A 21,306-nucleotide genomic window follows, 5' to 3' on the forward strand; every position below is an offset into this window, starting at 1 on the left:
GCGGCCTGTATGGGCTCAATGATAGTCAGAGCCGAGCACTGAGACGGCGCCGCTGCCGCAATTTTGGGGGCGAGCGGCCAGGGCGGGATGCGCATCCAGCAGCTCCCAGAAGGCCTGAGGCAGCTGCAGCTGCAGGGGCACGGCCCAGGCCTCGGGGTGGGAATTCCAGAGTTTGATCGCGTCTTTTTCGGTGCAAATCAAGGGCTGGCCATTATCCAATCTGCGCGAGAAGCTCTCAAAATCATAGTGATCTGGCAAGGCTTGGGTGACGGCAGGGGCAATGCCCTGCTGTGCCAGCATGGCAAAAAACGATTCGGGTCTGGCTACGGCGGCCACGGCTTCCACACGCTGGCCGGCAAAGCAGCTCAGCGCGATCTTCTCGCCTTTGCCGTTGACGGCGGTATCGGCCAGTTGGCGTTGCAGCGCAAATGCCGGGGCGCTGCCCAGGGGGCTGGGTGGCTGGCCGGCATACAGACTGGCCGTCACGGGGCGGGGCCATTTTTCGCGCAACGGGCCTGCAGGCAGCAAAAAGCCGTTGCCCACGCCTTCATCGTTGAAAACGCATAGCTCCACATCGCGGGCCAGAGCCAGATGCTGCAGGCCGTCGTCGCTGACGATGACATCGACCTGCGGATAGGCGGTGCGCAGGGCGCGGGCCGCTTCAATGCGCTGGGCGGCGACAAACACGGGAACGCCGGTAGAGCGGGCCAGCAGGGCCGGCTCATCACCGACTTCGCTGGCGCAGCTGTCGGCGCGGGCTTCGCGGCAATCGCGGCTTTTTCGGCCATAGCCGCGCGAGATGATGCCGGGCTGCCAGCCGCGGGCCAGCAAATGGGCCACCACGGCCTGGGTCACCGGGGTTTTGCCCGCGCCGCCTGCAATCACATTGCCGACCACGATAACGGGTAGGCCCGCGCTTTGTTGGGTTTGCAGCATGCGCTGCGCGTTCCAGCCTTGCAGCGCGCCATACAGCGCGGACAGCGGCCACAGCAGCCAGGCGCCCACACCCCGCCGGCGCCACAGGGCGCGCAGACCGCTGGAGGGCAGGGATGGAGAGGAGGTGCTTGGGGCTGTAGGCATGAAGACGGGGATGGAAAAGCCTGGCCGATCATACGGCGTGGCAGGCAGCTGCTGCGCAAATGAAAAAGCCGCCAGTCAAGGCGGCTTGTGTGACAGGTGTGCTCTTATTTGGCCGTACCTGCGGCAGCCGATGTCTGTGTGGCAAAAGTGATTTGCGACAGTCCGGCGCGGCGGGCCGCCTCCATCACGCTGACCACGGACTGGTGAGGGGCCATGGCGTCGGCGCTGATGATGACGATGCTGTCCAGGCCGGCCACGGCGGCCGTGGTCAGGGCCTGGGCCAGCACGGCCACGCTGCGGTCTTGCACGGCGGCTTTGTTGATGGCGTAGCGGCCGTCGGCAGCCACGGAGACGATGATCTCCTTGGGCCGGTTGCGCTGCTGCTCGGCATTGGCCACGGGCAGCGTCAGCTGCAGCTCGGTGAACTTGCTGTAGGTGGTGGACAGCATCAAAAAGATCAGCACCACCAGCAGCACGTCGATGAAGGGGATCAGGTTGATCTCTGGCTCATCGCGATGGCGGGGACGGAAGTTCATGTACCGCTCACTTGGCTAGCTTCAGGCGCGACAGATGGCGCACAAAATGTTCGGAAGCCAGCTCCATGCTCAGCAGATAGCCGTCTACGCGAGCGCGGAAGTAGCGCCAGAAGACCAGGGTGGGGATGGCCACAATCAGGCCAAACGCCGTGTTGTACAGCGCAATCGAGATGCCGTGAGCCAGCTGGCCCGGGTTGCCGCCACCCGTAGGGGCGCCCGACTGCGAGCCAAAAATTTCAATCATGCCAATGACCGTGCCCAGCAATCCCAAAAGAGGAGCGGCCGAGGCAATGGTGGCCAAGGCGCTAAGGTATTTTTCGAGCTTGTGGGCGGCCGCGCGGCCCGCGCCTTCCATGGCAGCGCGCAATTCGTCTTCGCTGCTGTCCGGGTGGATTTGCATGGTGCGCAGACCTGCGGCCAGCACTTCGCCCAGCGCCGAGCTTTGTGACAGCTGCTGCGTCAACTCCGGCGTGGGCAGGTTGCGCGAGGATACGGTGATGGCCTCGTTGAGCAGATTGGGCGGTATGACCTTGCCCGTCTTCAGCGAAGCAAAGCGTTCAAAAATCAGTGCCAGAGCCAATATCGAGCAGGCAATCAAAGGCCAGATAGGCCATCCTGCGGCTTGTATGATCGACAGCAACGTTGCTTCTCCCTAGTCGTTCGCAATTGCAGTCGGCGATTATGGCTCAGGGCAGTTGCAGTTGGGTTCGTATTTGCGCGTGTTGATGCGATTGTCTTGAAGAGCGGCTACCGGGTTTGCGCCAGGACAAGCCGGCCCTGATTCAGCGGCTGACAACGGGTCTGCGCCAGATTCGGCGGGCGTTTCCCTCTGATTTTGTGTCGTGATTCTGACCCATCTACGACCCATGGCGGACCTGTTTTTCACGCATATGGCACAAAATTCTGTGGATAACTTTGTGAGCTAAGCCGGAGTGATCACTTCATGCTGCACTGCAATAGGGCGCGGCATGGATTGTGTCCATGCCGTGAATATTGAGAAAATTGTTTTAAATCAAATGCTTGCAAGTTGTTGTTTGAATGATTTCGACGTTTGTATGCGCAATGTCGCCCCCGAGGCTGGACGCCGACATCTGTGGACAAAAATCAGCCACCCCGATGCCCACCTCTTTGTTTGTAAGCCCGCATGAATACGATGTTTGACTGCTCCAATCCAGCCAGCGCGCCGCGTGTGTGGGAAGTTGGTGCCCTGTGCCACGCCATTGGTGATGCTTTGCAGGCCAGATTCAATCCGGTGGCCGTGCGTGGCGAGATTTCGGGCTTTTCGCGCGCAGCCAGCGGGCATTGCTATTTCAACCTCAAGGATGCCGGTGGGCAGATTCGCTGTGCCATGTTTCGCCGCAATGCCGAACAGATGGGGTTCTACCCCCGCGATGGGGAGTTGGTGGAGGTGCGCGGGCGTCTGGGGGTGTATGAGCAGCGTGGCGATCTGCAACTGGTGGTGGAGCAGTTGCAGCGTGCCGGCCAGGGTGCCTGGTTCGAGCAGTTTCTGCGACTCAAGGCAAAGCTGGAGGCCGAAGGCCTGTTCGATACGGCCCGCAAGCGACCGCTGAGCACCATGCCCCGTGGCATTGGCGTGGTCACCTCGCTGGGGGCTGCGGCCTTGCATGACGTGGTCACGGCCTTGCGCCGCCGGGTGCCGCATATTCCGGTGGTGATTGTTCCGGCCCTGGTGCAGGGCGCTCAAGCGCCTCAGTCGCTGGTCGATGCGCTACAAAAAATGTACCAGCTAGCGCAGTCTGGACAAGGGCAGGAGGGTGATTTGGCCCAAATATCGCCGCTCATAGACTGCATTTTGCTGGTGCGCGGCGGCGGCTCTATGGAGGATCTCTGGGCCTTCAACGACGAGCAACTGGCCCGCACCCTGGTGCAAAGCCCTGTGCCTCTGATCAGCGGCGTGGGGCATGAGACCGATTTCACCATTGCCGATTTCTGTGCCGATCTGCGCGCGCCCACGCCCACGGCCGCTGCCGAACTGGTGGCCCAGCCGCGCGAGCTTTGGCTGGGTGCCCTGGATTTGCTGCAGGACCGGCTAGACAACGCTGTGCAGCGCGTGCTCGATAGAAATGCCCAGCGCCTGGATCTGGCCGCCCAGCGCCTGGGCCGCCCCAGCGAGCAGCTGTCGCGCAATCATTTGCAACTGGCCCGTCAGGCCCAGCGCCTGCGCCATGCCATGCTCTTTCAATTGCAGCGTATGACGCAGAACCAGCAAGCGCTGCAAGCCCAATTACCTCAAAGCTTGCAGCGTCGTCTGGAGCAGCAAAAGCAAGGCCTGGAGCGCATGGATTTGCGCCTGCAACTGCTGGACCCGCGCCTGGTGCTGCAGCGCGGCTATGCCTTGTTGACCGATACCAAGGGCAAGCCCGTCACCCAGGTCAAGCAGGCCCCGCCCGGTGCGGCGCTGAAAGCCCAGCTTGCCGACGGGGCGGTGGATGTGGTCGTCACCCAGCCGCGCCTGCTTTGAGGCAATTCAGACGCGGGCGATCAAATCTCTTTATCAGGCTGTGATGATTTGCAGAGGTTTACTGCTCTGCTATCCCACGGCGGCAGGCTTTATCCGGTGAGCGCTTGCTTGCAAAACGGCTAGGCCCCGGGCGCTGCATAGTCTCGATGAACGGCGGCAATGCCCGTAGTTGTTTCTACAATGGCTTGCCGCGCGTCTTGTGCATCCCTGCAATGCCGCATTGAAGGGGATGGCAAGCACTCTCTTGTGCAATACTTGAATGCTGTAGTACAGCATGTGCTCTGGCTTGCCGGTGGCATAGGCGCTGTATGTCTGCTGCTCAACCACAATTTCAACCACGAGGAAACCAAAATGGAACGCACTCTGCCCCCACTGCCTTACGCCATTGATGCTCTGGCTCCTGCCTACAGCCAGGAAACTCTGGAGTTCCACCATGGCAAGCACCACAACGCGTATGTGGTCAAGCTCAATGAACTGCAAGCCGGCACCGAGTTTGAGAACATGGAGCTGGAAGAGGTGATCAAGAAGTCTTCGGGCGGTATCTACAACCAGGCAGCCCAGATCTGGAACCACACCTTCTTCTGGAACTGCATGGCCCCCAACGGCGGTGCAGAACCCACAGGCGCTCTGGCTGATGCCATCAACAAGAAGTGGGGCTCCTACGCCGACTTCAAGAAGGCTTTCGTGGCCTCCGCCGTGGGCAACTTCGGTTCTGGCTGGACCTGGCTGGTCAAGAAGGCCGATGGCTCGGTGGACATCGTCAACATGGGCGCTGCCGGCACCCCTCTGACCACGGGCGACAAGGCCGTGCTGACCGTGGACGTCTGGGAACACGCTTACTACATCGACTACCGCAATGCCCGTCCCAAGTTTGTCGAAACCTTCTTCGACAAGCTGGTGAACTGGAAGTTTGCCGAAGCCAACTTCGCCGCCTGAGCGGTGAGATGATGCATGGCTAGGGCCTGTTCAGGCCTGAGCCTGCCATCGCCAAAGCCTCCGCAAGGAGGCTTTTTCATGCCTTTTAGCTTCAAACGTACTTTGATAAAGCGCGTGAAGCTATGTTTTTGATAGTGAGAAGGCCATCTAAGGGGATTTCATGGTGCAGAGCAGTCGCATGCAGGTCTATTTCATCTGCCATGGCGCAGGCCCCTGGCCCTGGGTGGCTGAAATGCAGGCCTGGCACGCGCAGATGGCAGACGCTTTGCGTGATATTCCGCGCCAGCTAGGCCGCAGGCCGCGAGCGGTATTGCTGATCTCGGCCCATTGGGAGGAGCCCGTATTCACCGTGCAAAGCGCGCAGCAGCCAGGCATGTTGTATGACTATGGCGGCTTTCCCGCTCACACCTATCAAGTGCAGTACCGCTCGCCCGGCTCGCCGGCATTGGCCCAGCGTGTGGAGCGCTTGCTGGAGCAGGGCGGTATTGCGGTGCGCCAGGACGGGCAGCGCGGCTATGACCACGGCATGTTTGCCCCCATGCAAATCATCTACCCCGAGGCCCAGGTGCCTGTGGTGCAGCTGAGTCTGCGCAGCAACCTGAACGCGGCCGAGCACCTGGCGATGGGTCGCGCCCTGGCAGCGCTGCGCGACGAAGAGGTGCTCATCATCGGCAGCGGTGCCAGTTATCACAATATGCGCACCTTTGGCACTGCGGGTCACGTGCCTTCCAAGCGTTTTGACGATTGGCTGGCTCAGACCATGCTGCAAACCACGCCCGCCGAGCGCAGCCAGCGGCTGGCCGACTGGGAAAGCGCTCCCGGTGCCCGCACGGCCCACCCGCGTGAAGAGCATCTGCTGCCGCTGATGGTGGTCGTCGGTGCGGCGCAGCAGGACGCGGCGCAACGGGTTTATTTTGAAGAGCGGTTCATGGAGTCGGCGACCCTGTCCAGCTATTGCTTGGGCGCTGTGGCGGACAAAGACACAGTTGCAGACATGCTCTGACGATCCGGCCAGCTGATAAGGGCGCGCTGCTGCGTGCGATGCATCCAGGCCTGCGCGCCCCCGAGTGACCCTGAAGTCCTAGCCGCTCACCGGCGTGCAAAGCTCAATCAAGCAGCCATCAGGGCTGCGCACATAGGAAACGGTCTGCCCCCAGGGCTTGGCGCTGGGTGCGGCCAGTTGCACGGCTCCTGCCTGTATCGCCCGGGCATGTGCGGCCTCCACATCGTCAGTGAGCAGCGCCAACTCCATGCCCAGCGGTTGCTCTGACTCTGACGCCGCGATATGGCCTCCAGGAAAATTGCCATGACCTAGCTCATGCGCGGCAAACGCCAGTGTGGTCTCGCCGGTGGCCAGTTCGCCGTAGCTGCCGGATTCGTGCAGAAACTTCACTGCAAAACCAAAAGCTGCCGAGAAAAACTGCAAGGAGGCTTGGACGTTGGGTACGTAAACAATGGTGTATCCGAGCTTCATGATGTGGCGCTAATCCGTAGAAAGTGATGCAAGGCCGGCCTGCCGAGGGCGTTCCTATCCGGCGCAGGGCTTGGGTCGAATGATGGAGCCGTTGGGTTTTATCACCTATTGAGCGTCTCATGCTCCTTCTAATGGCCCGTTCAGAAATTCTTCGCGGTCTTGGTCCATGCTGTCGGCGGCAGCTTGCAGGTAGGCGCCAAAACTTGGTGCAATCCAGCTGATGTGATCGGGATCGTGCACATAGGCAATCACCTGGCCCACCGTGCCCTCGGGGCCGGGGTGATGGTCAATCAGCAAAACAATGTCCCCGTAAAAGCTGGCAAACGGTTGCCAGCCCGTATGCCACCAGCGACCGGTCAGGCGCCTGTCGTCAGAAGCCGGCCCGGCCAGATCCCACATACGTTGAGCGCGCTTTTCCATGGCCTGTGCCTGGGCGATGGACCGCTGTGGGGTGAGAAAGTCCAGGGCATCGACGAAGCCAGGTCTTTGAAACATGGGCTGATCGCTGTCGGTGCTGCTGCCCCGGGTGATGCGCCACAGCGCGGTCAGTTGGGTATCCAAGGGGCCAAGCACATCGGCCAGCGTGGCCAGGTCCGCCTCTGATGCCGGTGGCATCCGCTGGAACGGCAATTGGAACTGTTCATACACGGCGTGCAAATGGGTGAGGTATTGCTCAGCTGTCATAGCTTCGATCGAGGATGGAGTCTGACCCAAGCCATGTTTCTTGGGCGCTACAGATCAAGGCGAAAAGAGTTCGGGATTGCATGAATTACAAAAATACCTGATCTCAGTGATTGCTGATGTAACGGTTGCTCGGTAGTATTCTTAATACATTTTTTGACAATTAAGACTTTTGAACACTTTTTGAGTGTCATAGCGCAGATCACTGCCAGGTCTTGTTGTCGAGCCATCTTTGCCACCCTCCCCATCGCAGATATGAACACCCTTGCTCATGACCGGCCAGAGACAAGTTTCCGTGGCCGTGTCCGGCTGACCGCCTTGCTGGGATCTGCCATTTGGCTGACCGGCTGTGCCAATTTAACCAGCCAGGCGCTGTCCACGGCAGAAATACAGTCGCAGGTTCAGGCAGACAAGCAAAGCCTGGGCAAGGATGCGGTTGCGCTGACCGGTCCTGTCAGCCTCGAGGAGGCCATTGCCCGTGCCATCAAGTACAACTCTGCCCAGCGCCTGCGCGGCATGGAGGAGGCTGTGGCCCAGGGCACGGCCGATGTGGCCAAGTTCGATATGCTGCCCAAGCTGGTGGCTTCGGCCGGTTATCGTTATCGCGACAAGGATCTGATCAGCCGCAGCACGGATTCGGTGACTGGGGCCCCTTCTCTGGCTCATCCCTATATATCCTCGGACAGGGAGTCCACGCTGACTTCGCTGAGTTTTTCCTGGAGTCTGCTGGACTTTGGCCAAAGCTACTACGCTGCGCGCCAGCATGCGGACCGGGCCCAGATTGCGTCTGAGCGCCGCCGCAAAGCGATCCACACGCTGATCCAGGATGTGCGCATTGCTTATTGGCGCGTGGCTGCGGCCCAGGCACTCGAGTCCTCGCTCTCCATCGCCGCGCAGGAAGCCGACAAGGCGCTGGAAGACTCACGCAAGGTGGAAGCGGAAAAACTGCGCTCACCTTTGGACCCGCTGCGCTATCAGCGGCAGCTGCTGGAAAACATACGCCTGCTGGAAGCCGTGCAGCAGGAGTTGTCTTCCGCGCGCGTGGAGCTGTCCTCACTGATGGGCATGCCGCCCGGTGCGCTCCAGCAGCCGCTGCGCGTGGTGGAGCCGGCCATGTCCAACGCCAAGCGCTGGCTGGAGCAACCCGTGGAAAAGCTGGAAGACAGGGCCCTGCTGCTCAACCCCGATTTGCGTGAGAGCCTTTACAACGCCCGTATTGCCAACGAGGAAACCAAGCGCGTGATGCTGCGCATGTTCCCAGGCCTGTCCTTCAACTACGGCGCCAACAAAAGCAGCGACAGCTATCTGATCAATGACCGCTGGCAGGACGCGGGTCTGCAGATTTCCTTCAATCTGCTGGGCTTGCTGGCCTTGCCGGCCCAGCGCCAACTGGCAGATGCCGGCGTCAAACTGGCCGATCAGCGTCGCCTGGCTACCCAGATGGCGGTATTGACTCAGCTGCATGTGGCCCGTCTGCAGTTCGCCAATGCCGTGCACCAATATGAAAGAGCACAAACCATTGCCGATGTGGATCAGCGCATTTCCGAGCATGTGAGCAATCAGTTGCAGGCCGAGAAGATCAATGCGCTGGAGCTGGTTTCCCAGCGTACGGCCACCATCCTTTCGGTACTACGTCGCTATCAAGCCCTGTCCAATATGCAGGCTGCAAGCTCCCGCCTGCAAGCCACGCTGGGCATGGAGCCCGTGATTGAAGGCACGGACAGCATGCCCTTGCCCGAACTCACGCAGGCCGTGGCCCGATCGCTGCAAAGCTGGGAAGCAGGGCAGATTCAATGATGCGTTTCGTGCCTCGTAATGCTCTATGGATGCTTTTAGTCCTCTCCATGGGCGCCCATGCCCAGCCCAGTGCGCCCACGCCGATGCCCAAACCCAAGGCCGCTTTGCCCAGCGTTCTGGAACAGCGCGAGATACGCGCCCAGTTGGCGCCGCGTCGTTACACCACGCTGGCGGCCGAGATCGGTGCCAAGGTGCAGCGCCTGCCCGTAACGGAAGGCGCGGCCTTTCGCCAAGGCCAGCTACTGGTGCAGTTTGACTGCAGCCTGCCGCAAGCACAGCTCAACAAGGCCCAGGCAGGCGTTGACGCCACCGAAAAAACCTGGAAAGCCAACCAGCGTCTGGCGGAGTTGAACTCAGTCGGCAAGGTGGAACTGGATGTCTCTCAGGCCGAATGGAACAAGGCCAGGGCCGAAGTCTCAGCCAACCGCAGTCTGCTGAGCAAATGCCAGATCACCGCACCCTATGCAGGTCGGGTGGCCGAGCAAAAAATTCGCGAGCAGCAATATGCCCAGCCAGGCCAGCCCCTGCTGGACATCATTGACGACAGCCTGCTGGAGCTGGAGTTTCTGGTGCCCTCGCGCTGGCTTACCTGGCTGCAGCAGAGCACGGAGTTTCAGGTGCGCATTGATGAAACCGGCAAGGCCTACCCCGCCAAGGTGCAGCGCCTGGCGGCAAGAGTGGACCCGGTCAGTCAGTCCATCAAGGTCAATGCTGCCATTCATGGCAAGTTTCCCGAATTGATAGCCGGCATGAGCGGGCAGGTGCTGTTGGTACCACCTGCGGCTGCTAAGCCTTAAATATTCAAATAGAGGAGCGGTTTGCGCCCGTATTCAAATGGTTTCGAAGAGCTTAAATCTCGAAAGCCTTTGTTTGTTTACGCATGCTGCTCATGTTTTCGATAGTCAGATCACGAGATACCGCCCGCACCCAGTGTGGGCTGAACTGACGCTCGGAAGCCGCACAACTGGTCAGAGCTACGCCAGCAGCCACAGCAAGGACATTGGATGACCCGCAAACACCGCCAACTCTGGAACCGTCTGACACAGGCGCTTACGGCGAAGATCGTGAAGGCCGACGCTCCACGCCATCCGCAGCCTGCCAGCGTCGTGCGCCCGCTGGCGCTGGAGCAGCGCTTTATGTTTGACGGTGCAGCTGCTGCGGATGTGGCGCATGCCGTGACAGATGCTGCGATACCCGTGGCTGCAGAGCACACGGTGGACACGGCCAGTGCATTGCGGCATGCACTGACGGCAGATGCCCAGAGAGCGACCGAGGGTGCGCGAGTGGCAACACAGCGCCAGGAGGTGGTGTTTGTGGATGGTCAGGTGGCCAACATGGCGGAGCTGCTGCAAGGCCTGTCGGGTAGTCCCGAGGTCGTCATCCTCGATTCGACCAAGGACGGCCTGCAGCAGATGGCCGACTACCTTAAGGGCCGCGAAGGTCTGGATGCCATTCACCTGCTGTCCCACGGTGCCGACGGCAACGTGCAGGTGGGCAATGTCTGGCTGGCCGGCTACAACCTCGCCGAACACCGCGCGGCACTGGAAAGCATCGGTGCGGCGCTCAAGGTCGACGGCGATTTGATGTTGTACGGTTGCAAAGTCGGCGAAACGGAGCAAGGTAAGGCGTTTATCGGTGAACTGGCAAGCATCACCGGTGCGGATGTCGCGGCGTCCGCGGATGACACCGGCGCTGCGATCCTGGGTGGCAACTGGACGCTGGAGCGCAGTGTCGGTTCGATTGAGACCACCGTACTGGGCGCGCAACTGGAAGGTTACACCGCGGTGATGGCCGCCCAGTTTACCGGTGGCGCCAACGCCAGCGCGCCAGTACTGGGAGTAGGTGCCCTGTCGAGGATGGTTGTCGGTGATTTCAACGGTGACGGGCGAGCTGACATCCTGTTCCAGACCTCGAACACCGTCAACGCGCCGTGGAAGTTCGCCGCCGGCAAGTTCGGTGGTGGCTTCACCATTGTCGACCGCACCGACATCACCTCGCCGTTTCGCAACATTGTTTCGATGGTCGACATGGCCAACACCGGCTCCAATTACTATGCCGCCGACTTCGACAAAGACGGTGATATCGACCTGCTGGGTGTTACCGTTACCCTCGGTCCGGCGTTCCTGTATCGCAACAACAACGGTGTGTTCGAAAGTACAACCCCCACCGGTTTCGGTGGCGCGCAATTCGGTTCGCGCCTGGTCGTGGGTGACTTCAACGGCGACGGTGCCGCCGACATCCTCTACCAGCCCGGTACTGTCGACAACCTGAACAGCTGGCGCTATGCGCTGAACAACGGCAACGGCACCTTCACCGATGTGGCGCAAAGTGCTTCGCCGTTCGCTTCGTTCGCGCTGCCGACCTACAGCAACTTCAACTACCGGGTGATCGACTTCGAGGGGGACGGCGACCTCGACATCATTTACATGGCTGCTGCCAACTCCGCATCGCTCTTTCTCAACAACGGCAACGGAACGTTCAGTCTCGGGGCGGGTGGCAACATCCCGATAGCGATTTTTTCCCAGCGCGCGATCTTTGGCGATTTCGACGGCGATGGCGATGCCGACATGTTCTGGCAGATGGCCGCCAACGGCACCGACTGGAACTATGCCGAGAACCTCGGTGATGGCATTTTCGCCCCTACTGTGACCCGGGCCAACTCGCCCTTCAAGGGCTTGCAGATGGTGGATTTCGGTACCACCAACTTCCGCATCGGTGATTTCGACGGTGATGGCGACACTGACCTGCTCGGCACCTTTGCTGGAGTCGGCGCCAGCGTTTATTACCAGGACGGCACCTCGCCCAAGCTGCTGAGCAGCACGCCGACCGACAACAGCGGCGCGGTCTCGCCGTCTGCCAACATCGTGCTGACCTTCGACCAGAGCGTGACCAAGGGCAGCGGCAATATCAAAATCGTGCGCACCAGCGACGGTGTGGTGGTACAGACCATCGACGTGAATAGCGGTGCGGTAGCTGGCAGCGGTTCCACCTGGACCATCGATCCGCCGGCAGACCTTGTCGGTGGCGTGGCCTATGCAGTGCTCATCGACAGCAAGACCTTTGTCAATGCCTCCGGCAGGGTCTACATGGGTATCCAGACCAAAACCGCGCTCAACTTCGTCACGTCCAGCATTGCGTCGCCCGTGATCACCGGCCTAGATGGCGACAGCATCACCTACACCGAGAAAGGTGCGCCGGTGCTGATCGATCCGAGCGGCAATGCTGAGGTAACCGACGCCGATTCGCTGAACTTCTCCGGCGGTACACTCACCGTTACCATCAATTCGGGCCGTGTAAACAGCGAGGATGTGCTCGGCGTCATGCACCAAGGCATTGGAGCTGGGCAGATCGGTGTGTCCGGTGGCCTCATTTCCTACAGCAACAACATTGTCGGCATCGCTAGTGGCGGTACCGGCAGCGATCCGTTGGTCATCAACTTCAACAGCCTCGCTACACCCACTGTGGTCAGCGCCTTGCTGCAGCGGTTGTCCTACAGCAACAGCAACACCACCGATATCGGCACTGGCGCGCGGAACATCCAGGTCACCCTTGCCGATGGCACCGGCGGTGTCAGCAACGTCGCCAACATCAGCCTTGCTATTACTGCGGTGAACGACGCGCCGACGGCTACGATCACAGCGTCCAACCCGACCTTCACCGAGGGCGGCAGTGAGGTCGCGGTGTTCAGCAGCACCGCTATCAGCCCCGTCGAGGCTTCCCAGAGAATCGATCAGATCGTCTTCAGGGTCTCAACGTCGGCAACAGCAGTTCCGAGAGGCTGCGCATCGACGGTACAGATGTGCTCCTGAGCAACGGTAACTCGGTGAACACCGTGACCAACAGTCTGTCGATTGCGGTGACGTATGCCAGTGGCACCGCTGAGGTGACCATAAGCAGCGCAGCAGGGCTTACGGCAGCGGCGGCCAATGCCCTCATCAACGGCATGACCTACGCCAACGACAGCAAAGCGCCCATTGGTACCAGCCGTTCGGTGGTGCTCTTCAGCGTGCGTGACAACGGTGGCGGCAGCAACACTACCAACGTTGGCACGACCAGTGCGGTTACCCTGGTTGCGGTGAACGATGCGCCAACGCTCTCGGGCGGACCGTTCTTCCTGACAGGCACGAATGAAGACACGACGTCCACTGGGACCCAGATAAACACGGTACTGGCTGGCCTGAACTACAGCGATCCGGACTCCGGCGCGCTGCTCGGGGCAGCAGTTACCGCCACCACCGGTAACGGCACCTGGCAGTTTTCCCTCAACGGCGTCAGCGGTTGGACCGCCTTTGGCACGGTATCTAACAGCACTGCGTTGCTGCTGACGGGCAACACGTATGTCCGTTACGTCCCTGATGGCGCCAATGGCGAGGCTGCGACCTTGACCCTGCGCGCCTGGGACCGGAGCAGCGGCACGGCGTCCTCCAGCTCTGTGCCTCGCACAGCCGACACCACTTCTTCGGGGGGCAGCACCGCCTTCTCCAGCGGCACGGCGTCGGCTTCGCTCACTGTTACCAGTGTGAACGACGCACCGGTACTGACCAGCGCGTCGCCGACCTTGCTGGGTCTGACCGATGGCCAGATCAACAACCCCGGCGTGCTGGTCAGCTCGCTGTACTCCACTAACTACACCGATGTCGATACGGGTGCGATCAAGGGCATCGCCATCACCAGCCTGAGCGCAGGCAATGGCAGCTGGCAGTACAGCCTCGATGGCACGACCTGGAACAACGTCGGTGTCGTCACCGTCAGCTCGGCGCTGCTGCTGCGCTCCAGTGACCATGTGCGTTTCGTGCCGGATGGCGTCAATGGCACCACCGCCGACTTCACGTTCCGCGCCTGGGACCAGACCGGTATCACCAACGGCATGCAGGGCACCAAGGCCAATGCGTCCGCCGCTGGCGGCAACACGGCGTTCTCCACCGGACTCAACACTGCCAGCATCACTGTGACTGCGGTCAACGATGCGCCGACGCTCACTGGCAGTGGCGGCGGCCTGACCTGGACCGAGGGCAACAACACCACGTCGCTCCCGGTGGTCATCGATAGCGGCTTGACCATCACCGATGCCGACGGCCCGTACATCGCCTCGGCGACCGTGCGTATTTCGAACAACTACAGCAACGGCAATGATTACCTGGCGCTGGTTTCCGTTTCGGCGACCATGGGCAATATCATCGGCACGTGGGATGCCGGCACTGGCACCCTGACCCTAACCTCTGCTGGCAACCAGGCGAGCCTGGCGCAGTTCCAGGCGGCGTTGCAGGCGGTGACCTTCACCAACCTGTCAGACTCGCCCACAGTGGGGACCCGCACCGTAGAGTTCAAGGTCAATGACGGTAGCCTGGACTCCCTGAGCGTCTCCCGTAACATCCTCATCAGCGCCGTGGATGACGCACCGCTGATCAATGTGCCGACGAGCATCACGGTGCTAGAGGACATCGCCACGGTAATCAGCCAGATCAGCATCAGCGATCCTGACTCCAGCAACATCTTCATGACCCTGAGCGTCACCTCCGGCACCCTTGGAGCCCTAGGCGGCGCTGGCGTGACCGTGGGCGGAACCCCTACCGCAATGACCCTGAGCGGTACCATCGCCAATGTCAATGCCTTCATTTCCAACAACCGCGTAACCTACACCACGGCGGCCAACACCACGGCCGACGTGACCCTGACCGTCGGGGTCGACACTGGCAGCGTCGGTACCGACACCAAGACCATCACCCTCTCGGTCACCCCGGTGAACGACGCGCCGGTGGTCACCGTACCGGTGTCACTCACTGTAACCGAGGATGTACCCGGCGGCGTGACCAACATCAGCTTCAGCGACGTGGACGCCGGCAATGCTTCGGTCACTGCAACCTTCTCGGTGCCAAGCGGTGTCCTGCGCGCCGTCTCCGGCAGCGGGGTCACGGTGGATGGTTCGGGTACCGGTACGCTCACGCTGTCCGGCAGCCTGAGCGATATCAACACCTTCATCGCCGCCACCCGCGTGTCGTTCCAGACTGCGCTCAACAGCACCGACAGCGTGCTGCTGACGGTTTCGATCAACGACAACGGCAATACCGGCGGCGCTGCGCAGACCGATAGCAAGACCGTGATCATCAACGTCTCCGCGGTGAACGATGCGCCGGTCAACAGTGTGCCGGGTGCTCAGACCATCAAGCAGAACGTGGTCCTGGCGTTCAACACCCTTAAAGGCAACGCCATTTCTTTCAGCGATCCGGATGCCGGCAGCAGCAACGTGATCGTGATCCTGAACTCGGTGAACGGCACCATGTCGCTGACCGCTGCCGGCGGTGTGAGCTTCGTGACCGGCGATGGCGTCGATGACACCTCCATCCGCATGCAGGGGACCCTGGCTGATCTCAATACCACGCTGCAGAGTCTGACGTTCAAGCCGACCACCGGCTTCCTCGGCAATGCTCAAATGAGCATCCAGACCAACGACATGGGTTTCTCCGGCAGCGGCGGTGCCAAGACCGATTTCGACCTGATCCTCATCACCGTGGTTCCGGCCAACCCGGCGGTCACCAGTGTTTCTGCCCAGGGCCTGGATCGCACCGTCAAGATAGGTGACGAAGTGCTGGTCAACGTGGTCTTCGACCAGGTGGTCAACGCCGATACCAGCGGCGGTATTCCGAGCCTGTTGCTGGAGACCGGACTGCTGGATCGCAATGCGGTTTATGTGAGCGGGACGGGCAGCAACACCCTGGTGTTCAAGTACACCGTACAGGCCGGTGATAGCAGCGTCGACCTTGATTTCCAGAGCACCGCCGCGCTGCAAATGAACGGCGCGGTGATCAGCAACAACACCAGCGATCTGGCGATCCTGACCCTGCCGACCATAGGCGGTGCGAACTCTCTGGGCGGTCGCAGCAATATCGTGGTCGATGGTGTGGTGCCGGTGGTGGCCAGCGTCGGCATGCCGTCCGATGGCAGCTACATCGTCGGCCAGAACCTCGATTTCACAGTCAACTTCAGTGAAAACGTGGTGGTCAGCACCGTTGGTGGCACCCCGCGCATTGCCGTGACCCTCGACACGGGCGGCACGGTATATGCAGACTATGTGTCTGGCTCCGGCAGCAGCGTCCTGGTGTTCCGTCTGGTGGTGGCGAGCGGGCAGCTCGATAGCACTGGTGTCACGCTTGGCAACAGCGTGGACCCTAACGGCGGCAGCATCCGTGATGCCGCTGGCAACAATAGCGTGACCGCGTTGAACAACATCGCCAGCCCGGCCAACGTCAAGGTCGACGGTGTGGTGCCGACGGTGGTCAGCGTGGCAGTTCCGGCCGGTGGCAGCTACAAGGCGGGCACCGAGCTGTTGTTCACCATGGCGGCCAGTGAGGCGGTTCAGATCGGTGGGCTTGCGCCACGGCTGGTGCTCAATGTGGGCGGCGCGACCCGTTATGCCACCTATATCTCGGGCAGCGGTAGCGCGCAGTTGGTGTTCAAGTACACCGTGCAGAGTGGTGACACCGATACCGATGGTATCGCTGTCAACACCCTAGACTTGCGCGGCGAATCCCTCACCGATCTTGCCGGCAATAACCTGAATCTGACGCTCAATGGCCTCGGCAGCACTGCTGGCGTGCTGGTGGACACCACCGCACCGAGCGCCAGCGGCATTGTCCATGTCGACGCGACGCCGACCAACAACGGCTCGGTCAGCTTCACCGTGACCTTCAGCGAAGACGTCAGCGGTGTGGATGTCAATGACTTCGCTCTGACTCTCACCGGAAGCGCCGGCGGCACGATCTCTACTGTGACCCGGGTCAACGGCACAACCTGGACTGTTCTGGTGAACGGCTTGAGTGGTTTAGGAACGCTGGGGTTGAACCTCAACGGCAGCGGAACCGGTATCGTCGATGCTGCGGACAATGCGGTGGTCGGTGGCCTCTCCGGTGCAGTCTATGCCGTCGACCGTATTGCGCCGAGTATCACCAGCGTTGATGTCCCGGCCAACGGCAGCTATGTGGCCGGGCAGAACCTCGACTTCACCGTGCATCTGGACGATGTGGTGCAACTCGACACTACTGCGGGTTCACCACGTTTGGAGGTCACTCTGGACAATGGTGTCACGGCCTATGCAACTTACCTGTCCGGCGCAGGAACCAATGCTCTGGTATTCCGTTTGACGGTTACCGGCGGCCAACTTGACAGCAATGGCATCAGTGTCGGCAATAGCATGCAGCTCAATGGGGCGACGATGCGTGATGCCGTGGGTAACGATGCGATCACCTTACTCAAGAACGTTGCCAGTACCTCCGGCGTGCGTGTTGACGCTGTACGCCCCACGGCGACCATTGTGGTCAGCGATGCGGCGCTCAAAGTGGGCGAAACCTCGCTGGTGACCATCACCTTTAACGAGACGGTGACCGGATTGACCACGGCGGACTTCACGGTCGCCAACGGCACGCTGTCCGGCTTGAGCAGCAGCGATGGCGGCAGCACCTGGACGGCGACCTTGACGCCTGCGGCCGGCATTACCGACACCAGCAATCTGATCACGCTGGACAACACCGGCTATATGGATGCCGCCGGCAACAGCGGCACGGGCACGAGTGACTCCAATAGCTACGCCATCGATACCTTGCGTCCCACGGCCGGCATTGTGGTGGCCGATAGCGCTTTGTCAGTGGGCGAGACCTCGCTGGTCACCATCACCTTTAACGAGGCGGTGACCGGTTTGACCACAGCGGACTTTACGGTTGGCAACGGCACGCTGTCCGGCTTGAGCAGCAGCGATGGCGGCAAGACCTGGACGGCGACCTTGACGCCGACGGTCAATCTCGAGAACACCGTCAATCTGATCACGCTGGACAACACCGGCTATGCGGATGCTGCCGGCAACAGCGGCACGGGCACGAGTGACTCCAATAGCTACGCCATCGACACCGTGCGTCCCACGGCGACCATGGTGGTCAGCGATGCGGCACTCAAAGTGGGCGAAACCTCGCTGGTGACCATCACCTTTAACGAGGCGGTGAGCGGATTGACCACGGCGGACTTCACGGTTGCCAACGGTGCGCTGTCCGGCTTGAGCAGCAGCGATGGCGGCAAGACCTGGACGGCGACCTTGACGCCGACGGTCAATCTCGAGAACACCGCCAATCTGATCACGCTGGACAACACCGGCTATGCGGATGCTGCCGGCAACAGCGGCACGGGCACGAGTGACTCCAATAGCTACGCCATCGACACCGTGCGTCCCACGGCGACCATTGTGGTCAGCGATGCGGCACTCAAAGTGGGCGAAACCTCGCTGGTGACCATCACCTTTAACGAGGCGGTCACCGGTTTGACCACGGCGGACTTTACGGTTGCCAACGGTGCGCTGTCCGGCTTGAGCAGCAGCGATGGCGGCAAGACCTGGACGGCGACCTTGACGCCGACGGTCAATCTCGAGAACACCGCCAATCTGATCACGCTGGACAACACCGGCTATGCGGATGCTGCCGGCAACAGCGGCACGGGCACGAGTGACTCCAATAGCTACGCCATCGACACCGTGCGTCCCACGGCGACCATGGTGGTCAGCGATGCGGCACTCAAAGTGGGCGAAACCTCGCTGGTGACCATCACCTTTAACGAGGCGGTCACCGGTTTGACCACGGCGGACTTTACGGTTGCCAACGGTGCGCTGTCCGGCTTGAGCAGCAGCGATGGCGGCAAGACCTGGACGGCGACCTTGACGCCGACGGTCAATCTCGAGAACACCGTCAATCTGATCACGCTGGACAACACCGGCTATGCGGATGCTGCCGGCAACAGCGGCACGGGCACGAGTGACTCCAATAGCTACGCCATCGACACCGTGCGTCCCACGGCGACCATGGTGGTCAGCGATGCGGCACTCAAAGTGGGCGAAACCTCGCTGGTGACCATCACCTTTAACGAGGCGGTCACCGGTTTGACCACGGCGGACTTTACGGTTGCCAATGGTGCGCTGTCCGGCTTGAGCAGCAGCGATGGCGGCAAGATCTGGACGGCGACCTTGACGCCGACGGTCAATCTCGAGAACACCGCCAATCTGATCACGCTGGACAACACCGGCTATGCGGATGCTGCCGGCAACAGCGGCACGGGCACGAGTGACTCCAATAGCTACGCCATCGACACCGTGCGTCCCACGGCGACCATTGTGGTCAGCGATGCGGCGCTCAAAGTGGGCGAAACCTCGCTGGTGACCATCACCTTTAACGAGGCGGTGAGCGGATTGACCACGGCGGACTTCACGGTTGCCAACGGTGCGCTGTCCGGCTTGAGCAGCAGCGATGGCGGCAAGATCTGGACGGCGACCTTGACGCCGACGGTCAATCTCGAGAACACCGCCAATCTGATCACGCTGGATAACACCGGCTATATGGATGCCGCCGGCAACACCGGCACGGGCACGAGTGACTCCAATAGCTACGCCATCGACACCTTGCGTCCCACGGCGACCATTGTGGTCAGCGATGCGGCACTCAAAGTGGGCGAAACCTCGCTGGTGACCATTACCTTCAGCGAAGCGGTAACTGGTTTCACCAATGCCGACCTAACCATCGCCAACGGTACGTTGAGCGCAGTCAGCAGCAGCGATGGCGGCAGCACCTGGACGGCGACCTTGACGCCCACGGTGGGCATTACCGACACCAGCAATCTGATCACGCTGGACAACACCGGCTATGCGGATGCTACCGGCAACACCGGCACGGGAACGACGGACTCGGGCAACTACGCCATCGACACCTTGCGTCCCACGGCGACCATTGTGGTCAGCGATGCGGCACTCAAAGTGGGCGAAACCTCGCTGGTGACCATCACCTTTAACGAGGTGGTCACCGGTTTGACCACGGCGGACTTTACGGTTGCCAACGGGGTGTTGAGCGGTTTGAGCAGCAGCGATGGCGGCAAGATCTGGACGGCGACCTTGACGCCGACGGTCAATCTCGAGAACACCGCCAATCTGATCACGCTGGACAACACCGGCTATATGGATGCCGCCGGCAACACCGGCACGGGCACGAGTGACTCCAATAGCTATGCCATCGACACCTTGCGTCCCACGGCCGGCATTGTGGTGGCCGATAGCGCTTTGTCAGTGGGCGAGACCTCGCTGGTGACGATCACCTTTAACGAAGCGGTCACCGGTTTGACCACGGCGGACTTCACGGTTGCCAATGGGGTGTTGAGCGGCTTGAGCTCTTCGGATGGCGGCAAGACCTGGACGGCGACCTTGACGCCTGTGGCTGATGTTGAGCACACGGACAATCTAATTACCTTGAACAATGCAGGTGTGAAGGACGCAGCAGGCAACACCGGCACAGGCAGCACTGACTCCAACGTTTATGCCGTTGAAACGCTTGCCCCTGCCGTACCAGAGCTTTCACTGGATCAATTCACCTTGGTGAATGGACAGCAGATCTCACCCACAGGTGTTGTCTTTGTTTCTGGGGTGGAAGCAGGTGCTCGTTGGCAATATTCACTGGACAACGGTGTGTCCTGGAATGTTGGCCAAGGCGGCGCTCTGCAACTATCGGGTCTCGGTGCACACCGGCTTTTGGTTCAGCAGATAGACACAGCAGGCAATACGTCCCGCGAGGCTTTGCTCAACTTCGTCGTTGAGCCATTGCTACCTCCTGCGGTACTGCCGCAAACTGCATTGGCAGCCAGTGATTCGGGGATGCCGATGACTCAGGGGATTGCTGCCAACTTATTTCAGCCATCAGAGGTAGCTGAACCGAGCATTGACTTTCTCCATTCCGCGCCGACATTACTTCACCCAACATCTTCAGCGCAAAATTCTGGAATATCAGGGGCAGAGAGCGGGGCGGGATATGGATTGACCGCTTTGCAAGCTGTCACAGGCTTTGGTGACTGGATGGGTTCGCCTCTTCCTGCCTCGGGAGAGGCAATCCGATCCGGGCTTGATGGAACTCCTGAGCTTCTTTCTGCTCTTGCTGGAACTGGCTCCAGCCTGAATCTGAAGGCCTTGCTGATAGCTCCAGAAAGCTCATTCGATACATCTTCACTGCAATTTAGTTTATCCGGGCAACAAGCCTTGCCTGGATGGATTCAATTGGACCGTAATACAGGTCAGCTGTTGATCAATGCGCCTAAAGACATGAACGCCACACTTGTTTTGCATATCAAGGTGAGCGATGGACAGGGGCGTGAGTCCGTTCAAACTTTCAAGCTGGTGATCGGTACTGCTCGTACTTCATCAGTCGTGCTCCCCGGACGTGCAGGGCTGAGCGAGAAGATGGCAAATGCAGCGAAGCATCAGGCGGGGCACAGAATGCCTATGTATTCCCGTGGTTGATGAAATCATGCGC

12 protein-coding genes are annotated in these 21,306 nt (G+C 60.7%); 7 read left to right on the forward strand and 5 right to left on the reverse strand.

Annotation, left to right across the window (positions count from 1 at the left end; translation table 11 throughout):
• Window positions 1–15: 15 nt before the first annotated feature.
• The 3 genes from lpxK to EAO39_RS11645 form a co-directional block, all read right to left on the reverse strand.
• On the reverse strand, window positions 16–1,080 hold the full coding sequence (gene lpxK, locus EAO39_RS11635; RefSeq protein ID WP_120967532.1) for a tetraacyldisaccharide 4'-kinase: 1,065 nt from the start codon (window positions 1,078–1,080) through the stop codon (window positions 16–18).
• A 104-nt stretch (window positions 1,081–1,184) separates the two neighbouring features.
• Complete coding sequence (locus tag EAO39_RS11640) at window positions 1,185–1,616, reverse strand: biopolymer transporter ExbD (RefSeq protein ID WP_120967533.1); 432 nt, start codon at window positions 1,614–1,616, stop codon at window positions 1,185–1,187.
• A 7-nt stretch (window positions 1,617–1,623) separates the two neighbouring features.
• Complete coding sequence (locus EAO39_RS11645) at window positions 1,624–2,256, reverse strand: MotA/TolQ/ExbB proton channel family protein (RefSeq protein WP_120967534.1); 633 nt, start codon at window positions 2,254–2,256, stop codon at window positions 1,624–1,626.
• A 513-nt stretch (window positions 2,257–2,769) separates the two neighbouring features.
• On the opposite strand from EAO39_RS11645, the gene xseA reads away from it, so the two are divergent.
• The 3 genes from xseA (at window position 2,770) to EAO39_RS11660 (ending at window position 6,037) form a co-directional block, all read left to right on the forward strand.
• Window positions 2,770–4,098 (forward strand): exodeoxyribonuclease VII large subunit, encoded by a 1,329-nt coding sequence (xseA, locus tag EAO39_RS11650; protein ID WP_120967536.1) that lies wholly within the window; start codon window positions 2,770–2,772, stop codon window positions 4,096–4,098.
• Window positions 4,099–4,449: 351 nt separating this feature from the next.
• Window positions 4,450–5,034, forward strand: a complete 585-nt coding sequence (locus EAO39_RS11655) for a Fe-Mn family superoxide dismutase (RefSeq protein WP_120970980.1) — start codon at window positions 4,450–4,452, stop codon at window positions 5,032–5,034.
• A gap of 160 nt (window positions 5,035–5,194) precedes the next feature.
• The gene (locus EAO39_RS11660; protein ID WP_120967538.1) at window positions 5,195–6,037 is read left to right on the forward strand and encodes a class III extradiol ring-cleavage dioxygenase; all 843 of its coding nucleotides are present in this window, start codon (window positions 5,195–5,197) and stop codon (window positions 6,035–6,037) included.
• A gap of 78 nt (window positions 6,038–6,115) precedes the next feature.
• On the opposite strand, the gene EAO39_RS11665 is transcribed toward EAO39_RS11660, so the two are convergent.
• Together EAO39_RS11665 and EAO39_RS11670 are read right to left on the reverse strand one after the other, a co-directional pair.
• On the reverse strand, window positions 6,116–6,508 hold the full coding sequence (locus EAO39_RS11665) for a VOC family protein (RefSeq protein WP_120967540.1): 393 nt from the start codon (window positions 6,506–6,508) through the stop codon (window positions 6,116–6,118).
• 117 nt (window positions 6,509–6,625) lie between these two features.
• The gene (locus tag EAO39_RS11670) at window positions 6,626–7,192 is read right to left on the reverse strand and encodes an SMI1/KNR4 family protein (protein WP_120967542.1); all 567 of its coding nucleotides are present in this window, start codon (window positions 7,190–7,192) and stop codon (window positions 6,626–6,628) included.
• Between the two features lie 252 nt (window positions 7,193–7,444).
• Between EAO39_RS11670 and EAO39_RS11675 the strand changes: the two genes are divergently transcribed.
• From EAO39_RS11675 to EAO39_RS11690, 4 genes are all read left to right on the forward strand, one after another.
• Window positions 7,445–8,986 carry a TolC family protein gene (locus tag EAO39_RS11675; protein WP_240466968.1) on the forward strand — a complete coding sequence of 514 codons (1,542 nt, stop codon included), beginning with the start codon at window positions 7,445–7,447 and terminating at the stop codon, window positions 8,984–8,986.
• A gap of 29 nt (window positions 8,987–9,015) precedes the next feature.
• Window positions 9,016–9,783 (forward strand): efflux RND transporter periplasmic adaptor subunit, encoded by a 768-nt coding sequence (locus tag EAO39_RS11680; RefSeq protein ID WP_240466969.1) that lies wholly within the window; start codon window positions 9,016–9,018, stop codon window positions 9,781–9,783.
• Between the two features lie 207 nt (window positions 9,784–9,990).
• Window positions 9,991–12,795: a DUF4347 domain-containing protein gene (locus EAO39_RS11685; protein ID WP_120967546.1), complete on the forward strand. Its 2,805-nt coding sequence runs from the start codon at window positions 9,991–9,993 to the stop codon at window positions 12,793–12,795.
• Window positions 12,786–21,293, forward strand: coding sequence for an Ig-like domain-containing protein (locus EAO39_RS11690; RefSeq protein ID WP_120967548.1), 8,508 nt, complete (start codon window positions 12,786–12,788; stop codon window positions 21,291–21,293). Before EAO39_RS11685 ends, EAO39_RS11690 begins: the two co-directional genes overlap by 10 nt.
• Window positions 21,294–21,306 lie beyond the last annotated feature (13 nt).

Source organism: Comamonas sp. lk (assembly GCF_900564145.1).
In the GTDB taxonomy this organism is placed as follows: domain Bacteria; phylum Pseudomonadota; class Gammaproteobacteria; order Burkholderiales; family Burkholderiaceae_C; genus Comamonas.